Raw genomic sequence first — 293 nt, forward strand, 5'->3', positions numbered from 1 at the left:
GACGATCACCTCGGCAAATCCGGGCGCGCTCGGGCTCGGCGAAATTCCGGCGACGCTTTCGAACAGCCACTGGCAGACAGCGCCATAGGCATAGTGGTTGTAGCTGTTCATATCAGGTTCGTAGATGGTGCCGTCAGGCGCCATGGAATCCCAGCGCTCCCAGATCGTCGTCGCTCCCTTCGAGACCTGGTAGAGCCAGCCCGGTACATCCTCCTGCAGGAAGACCTTTTCGGCCAGATCGTCCATGCCGAGCTTCGTCAGCGCCGGCAGCAGGGCGGGCGTGCCGATGAAAC

1 protein-coding gene is annotated in these 293 nt (G+C 62.1%); it reads right to left on the minus strand.

Translation table 11 applies throughout. The features are described from left to right. Window positions 1-293 (minus strand): alpha-L-rhamnosidase-related protein (locus AF337_RS14900; protein WP_152971086.1); only part of this gene is annotated, 293 nt, incomplete at both ends.

This window comes from Rhizobium ecuadorense, from assembly GCF_001187535.1.
GTDB lineage: Bacteria > Pseudomonadota > Alphaproteobacteria > Rhizobiales > Rhizobiaceae > Rhizobium > Rhizobium ecuadorense.